Here is a 6,454-nt window from a genome sequence, read left to right as displayed (position 1 = left end):
ACATGAATTAATTGGCATCAATGACTCTAAACTGCTCTCGCGATTTAAAAGAGAAAATTACGCAGAAATCATTAAAAAATATGCTCTAGCCTACTATGTACATATTCAATCTGTTGAACAAGTTGATACATTAAATATTTATCAAGCAACTAAATCTTCCATGATGTTAGCTGTTGACAATTTATCCATTCAACCACAGGTATTATTAGTCGATGCCATGACACTGCCAACTGATATTGCACAACATTCGATTATTAAAGGGGACGCGAAAAGTTTAGCTATAGCAGCTGCATCGATTCTAGCCAAAACAACTCGAGATAATTTGATGAATGAATTCGACAAAATCTATCCTGAATATCACTTTTCAAAAAATGCCGGGTATGGAACATCCGATCATTTATCAGCATTAAAGCAGTTTGGGGTAACAAAAATTCACCGAAAATCCTTCGAGCCGATAAAATCTATGATTCGATAAGAATTCCGAATATTTGACCTATAACGCAAAATAAAAGACTTATGTGGACATTGTTTGACAGGTTTTATACAATGGTTAAGGTAGTAAATTACTTGTTTAAAGTTTGATTGGAGGATGTAATATGAATATCCATGAATATCAAGGTAAACAACTCCTCAGACAATACGGTGTAGCAGTTTCGACAGGCTTAGTTGCTTTTTCTCCAGAAGAAGCGGTAAAGGCTGCCAAAGAACTGGGCACTGATGTTGTTGTGGTTAAAGCTCAAATCCACGCAGGTGGTCGTGGTAAAGCCGGCGGTGTTAAAATCGCTAAGAACTTAGATGAGGTTCGTGCATACGCAAAAGAACTTCTTGGTAAAGTGCTTGTTACTCATCAAACAGGTCCAGAAGGTAAAGAAATTAAGCGTCTTCTTGTTGAAGAGGGATGCGACATTAAAAAAGAATACTACTTAGGTTTAGTACTTGACCGTGCAACTGCTCGTGTAACTCTTATGGGTTCTGAAGAAGGCGGAATGGATATTGAAGAAGTAGCGGAAGCAACTCCTGAAAAAATCTTCAAAGAAGTTATTGATCCAGTTGTTGGATTAACAGGATTCCAAGCACGTCGTATGGCTTTCAATATGAACATTCCAGCTAAATTAGTAAACAAAGCTGTGAAATTCATGCTTGGTTTATACCAAGTATTTATCGAAAAAGATGCAGCAATCGTAGAGATTAACCCACTTGTAGTAACTGGTGGCGGAGATGTAATGGCACTTGACGCGAAGTTTAACTTCGATGCAAATGCATTATATCGTCATAAAGATATCTTAGAATTACGCGATTTCGACGAAGAAGATGCAAAAGAAATTGAAKCATCTAAATATGACCTTAGCTATATCTCTTTAGATGGCAACATCGGATGTATGGTAAACGGCGCTGGACTAGCTATGGCTACAATGGACACAATTAGCTATTACGGCGGATCACCCGCAAACTTCCTTGACGTTGGGGGCGGCGCGACAGCTGAGAAAGTAACGGAAGCATTCAAAATCATTCTTTCAGACAAAAATGTTAAAGGTATCTTTGTTAACATTTTCGGTGGAATTATGAAGTGTGACGTTATCGCTGAAGGCGTAATCACAGCTGCGAAAGAAGTTGGATTACAAGTACCACTTGTTGTTCGTCTAGAAGGAACAAACGTGGACCTTGGTAAGAAATTATTGAATGAATCTGGCTTAAACATTGTTGCGGCTGGCTCTATGGCTGATGGCGCGCAAAAAATTGTTGAACTTGTAGGCTAAGAAAGGCAGGGACAAAAGATGAGCGTATATATTAATAAAGATACGAAAGTACTCGTACAAGGTATTACGGGTTCAACTGCTCTTTTCCATACAAAACAAATGCTTGAGTATGGCACGAAAATCGTTGCTGGTGTTACACCAGGAAAAGGCGGTACTGAAGCTGAAGGCGTACCTGTTTTTAATACTGTAGAAGAAGCTGTGAAAGCAACTGGCGCTAACGTGTCTGTTATTTATGTTCCAGCACCATTCGCTGCAGATGCTATTTTAGAAGCTGTAGATGCTGATTTAGATATGGCGATCTGTATTACAGAACATATTCCTGTTCTTGATATGGTAAAAGTAAAACGCTATATGGAAGGCAAAAAAACACGTTTAGTCGGACCGAACTGCCCGGGTGTTATCACTCCTGACGAATGTAAAATTGGTATTATGCCAGGATACATTCACAAAAAAGGTCATGTAGGCGTAGTTTCACGTTCTGGAACGCTTACTTATGAAGCAGTACACCAACTTTCTCAAGAAGGTATTGGACAAAGTACAGCTGTAGGTATTGGTGGAGATCCAGTAAACGGAACTGACTTCATCGACGCTTTAATGGCATTCAATGAAGATCCAGACACGTATGCAGTAGTTATGATTGGTGAAATCGGCGGAACTGCAGAAGAAGAAGCAGCAGAGTGGATTCAAGCTAACATGACGAAGCCAGTAGTAGGATTTATTGGTGGACAAACTGCTCCAGAAGGCAAGCGCATGGGCCATGCTGGTGCGATTATCTCTGGTGGTAAAGGTACAGCAGCTGACAAAATCAAAGCGATGAACGCAGCTGGCATGGAAGTTGCAGCTACGCCATCAGTAATTGGTGAAACTTTAATCAAAGTGATTAAAGAAAAAGGCTTATACGATCAATGTAAAACACATTAATCAATAAAAAAGCGGCACATCGATCGGTGTGTCGCTTCTTTTTAAAGAAAAAAGAATTCTTAATATTTAGTAATATTGCAATTTAATAGAGTTAAATATTTTACACGTATCTAATAAGGAGGAAAGCTATGATCAATCAATCATTTCAGCAACGCTTGCTGGCACTTCATTACGTCTTGCCTATTCCGTTAAATCGCTTGCAGCCCCTACTTCAAGTTGATCCGGAGTTAGCAGAGTGTGAACGTATGCATATTCACCAACTATCCCGTCTGTTAAACCTCACTCATGAGCGGGCAAGAAAGTTTAAAGACGCTTATGTAAAAGCGCTTGGAACCCCCCTTATTCAAGCGTACATCACGAATAACATCACACCACTCCCATTTAATCATCCCAATTACCCTAAACAGTTAAGCACGCTGTATGACCCACCCACTATTCTATACGCAAAAGGTCGACTAGATTACTTGTTGATGGATTATCATGTTGCTGTGATTGGTGCCAGAAACGCATCGGACTATTCTAAGGATGCTATGGCTTATATACTTCCACCCCTTGTGAAGCATGACGTCGTCATTGTTAGTGGACTTGCCAAAGGTGCAGATGCAATGGCACATCAATTCACTCATGAATTAGGAGGGAAAACCATTGGTGTATTAGGTCATGGTCACTTTATTCGTTATCCAAAGGAGAATTCGGCTATTTACGATATTATGGAAAAACACCATTTAACATTGTCTGAATATCCACCATATGTAACACCTGAGAAGTGGTATTTCCTAATGCGAAATCGCTTGATTAGTGGCCTTTCTCAAGCAGTGGTGATAACGGAAGCTAAAGAGAAGAGTGGCACAGTTAATACACTTCAACATGCTTTAGATAATGGTAGAGAGGTCTTTTGTGTGCCTGGTCCCATAACATCATTATTGTCTCTTGGACCTAATCAGTCACTCCTAGAAGGGGCAAAACCTGTATGGAATGGATATCAAATCATTGAAGAATTGCAAGGAATTGCATCTCGAAAATGACTAAGAAATGAAAAATGGTTGCAATATACTAGAAACTGTTATACATTTTGCAACAGGTATTTCTTTTATTGATTTATAAGGAACCTCTATAAGGAGGCACATACATGTCGGATTATTTAGTGATTGTGGAATCGCCAGCCAAAGCGAAAACGATTGAACGATACCTTGGCAAAAAATATAAAGTGAAAGCATCACTTGGTCATGTTCGTGATTTACCACGTAGTCAAATGGGTGTAGATGTAGAAAATGATTATACACCAAAGTACATCACGATTCGTGGCAAAGGTCCCATAATGCAGGAACTAAAAACAGCAGCCAAAAAAGCGAAGAAAATTTATCTCGCGGCTGACCCGGATCGCGAAGGTGAAGCAATTGCTTGGCATCTCGCGAACTCATTGAATATTGATATCGAATCAGATTGTCGTGTTGTTTTTAATGAAATAACTAAAGAAGCGATTAAAGAATCTTTTAAAAACCCTCGCCCAATAGATATGGACTTAGTGGATGCACAACAAGCCCGAAGAATTTTAGACAGACTTGTTGGTTATAACATCAGTCCAATACTATGGAAGAAAGTCAAAAAAGGTCTTTCTGCTGGACGAGTTCAATCGGTAGCGTTGCGACTGGTTATTGACCGTGAAAATGAAATCAAAAATTTCCAACCAGAAGAATACTGGTCAATTGAAGGAAACTTTGAAAAAGGCAAAAAAGCTTTTGAGGCTCTTTATTTTGGCAATGGTGCCGAAAAAATAAAGCTGACCAATGAAGCACAAGTAAAAGAAATACTAAGTCAATTAAAAGGTGACAAGTTTGAGGTTACAAGTGTTATTAAAAAAGAACGTAAACGAAATCCAGCTCCATCTTTTACAACATCTTCTCTACAACAAGAAGCAGCCCGCAAGTTAAACTTCCGAGCAAGAAAAACGATGATGCTTGCTCAGCAACTGTATGAAGGGTTAAGTATAGGTAAAGAAGGCATCGTTGGATTAATTACCTATATGCGTACAGATTCTACTCGTATTTCCGATACGGCTAAAAAAGACGCGCACTCCTATATAGAAGGAGAATATGGAAAAGAATATGTAACCACTTCGACCGCGCCAGTGAAGCAATCAAAGAAATCACAGGATGCACATGAAGCGATTCGTCCTACAAGTGTACTGCGTTCACCCGACCAGCTTAAATCCATTCTTTCGAAAGATTTATTCCGTTTATATAAGCTTATTTGGGAACGCTTTTTGGCAAGTCAAATGTCTTCAGCTGTACTAGATACCGTTACCATCGATTTAACAAATGAGCATGTCGTTTTCCGAGCGAATGGTTCACAAGTGAAATTCCCTGGTTTCATGAAGTTGTATGTAGAAGGTAACGACGATCAAGTAGAAGAAAAAGATCGCATATTGCCAGAAATGAAAAAAGGCGATTTCGTCAAGAAAATTGAAATCGAACCGAAACAGCATTTCACTCAACCACCTCCACGTTATTCGGAGGCGCGTCTTGTTAAGACCTTAGAAGAGCTAGGTATAGGTCGACCATCAACTTATGCACCAACTCTTGATACGATTCAAAAGCGTGGTTATGTGTCACTAGATGCAAAACGTTTTATTCCTACCGAACTAGGTGGCATTGTCCATCAACTTGTTTTGGAGTTTTTCCCTGATATTATTGATATTGAGTTCACTGCTCAGATGGAAAAAGACTTGGACAGTGTTGAAGAAGGACAAGAAAAATGGGTTCATATTATCGATAAATTCTACTTAGACTTTGAAAAACATGTTACACATGCAGACAAAGAAATGGAAAAAGTCGTTATTAAAGACGAACCTGCGGGTGAAGATTGTGAAAAATGTGGTTCTCCAATGGTCTATAAATTAGGTCGTTATGGAAAATTCATGGCATGTAGCAACTTCCCAGAATGCCGTAATACAAAAGCAATTGTGAAAAATATCGGTGTTACGTGTCCAACTTGTAAAGAAGGGGAAGTCGTTGAACGTAAGAGTAAAACGAAACGAATTTTTTATGGCTGCGACCGATATCCAACTTGTGAATTCGTATCCTGGGACAAACCACTTAGTCGTCCATGTCCAAAATGTAGCGAATTACTAGTTGAGAAAAAGCTGAAAAAAGGCATTCAAATTCAATGTACAGCCTGTGATTATAAAGAAGATACACAAGCGTAATTAGAAAAGCGTAAAGCGCCGTCTAGTTCGACACCGTCGCTGGAAGGTAGAAAGGCGAACATTTTCGCCTTTCTGACCCCATAAAGGTGCCCGCTGAATGGCGCTAGAGCTAGACATAGCTGCGCCTGAAAGAAAATATCTATAAAAGTTTACACTTTCTTAGATAATAAAGAGAAAGTTGGTGTAGAAATTGACAATTGTCAATGTAATTGGAGCGGGCCTTGCTGGAAGTGAAGCCGCGTGGCAAATCGCAAAAAGAGGTGTTCGTGTTCGACTTTTCGAAATGCGACCAGTCAAACAAACACCTGCGCACCACACGGATAAGTTCGCTGAGCTTGTTTGCTCAAATTCTTTACGTGCCAACACATTAACTAATGCAGTCGGCGTTATTAAAGAAGAAATGAGAATGTTGGATTCCGTAATAATGAAAGCAGCAGATCAATGTGCTGTACCAGCGGGGGGAGCGTTAGCTGTCGACCGTCATGAATTTGCAGGTTATGTAACAGAGAATGTGAAAAACCATCCCCTTGTGGAAGTGATTAATGAAGAAGTAACTGAACTACCTGAAGGG

General features: G+C 39.6%; 6 protein-coding genes. All 6 read left to right on the top strand.

Annotated features, from left to right (window positions below; translation table 11 throughout):
- Positions 1–475: ribonuclease HII (locus AC1DOS_RS17025; RefSeq protein ID WP_477538459.1), on the top strand; the 475-nt coding region annotated here is incomplete at its 5' end.
- Positions 476–596: 121 nt separating this feature from the next.
- Positions 597–1,757 carry an ADP-forming succinate--CoA ligase subunit beta gene (gene sucC / locus AC1DOS_RS17020; RefSeq protein WP_477538458.1) on the top strand — a complete coding sequence of 387 codons (1,161 nt, stop codon included), beginning with the start codon at positions 597–599 and terminating at the stop codon, positions 1,755–1,757.
- 18 nt (positions 1,758–1,775) lie between these two features.
- Complete coding sequence (sucD, locus tag AC1DOS_RS17015; RefSeq protein WP_108584628.1) at positions 1,776–2,678, top strand: succinate--CoA ligase subunit alpha; 903 nt, start codon at positions 1,776–1,778, stop codon at positions 2,676–2,678.
- A 128-nt stretch (positions 2,679–2,806) separates the two neighbouring features.
- On the top strand, positions 2,807–3,703 hold the full coding sequence (gene dprA, locus AC1DOS_RS17010) for a DNA-processing protein DprA (protein WP_108584630.1): 897 nt from the start codon (positions 2,807–2,809) through the stop codon (positions 3,701–3,703).
- 104 nt (positions 3,704–3,807) lie between these two features.
- Positions 3,808–5,883, top strand: coding sequence for a type I DNA topoisomerase (gene topA, locus AC1DOS_RS17005; protein ID WP_477538457.1), 2,076 nt, complete (start codon positions 3,808–3,810; stop codon positions 5,881–5,883).
- 190 nt (positions 5,884–6,073) lie between these two features.
- Positions 6,074–6,454: FAD-dependent oxidoreductase (locus AC1DOS_RS17000; protein WP_477538456.1), on the top strand; the 381-nt coding region annotated here is incomplete at its 3' end.

The sequence above is a fragment of the Paenisporosarcina sp. P5_A11 genome (assembly GCF_056400705.1).
This window is presented reverse-complemented; position numbering and strand designations above follow the sequence as displayed.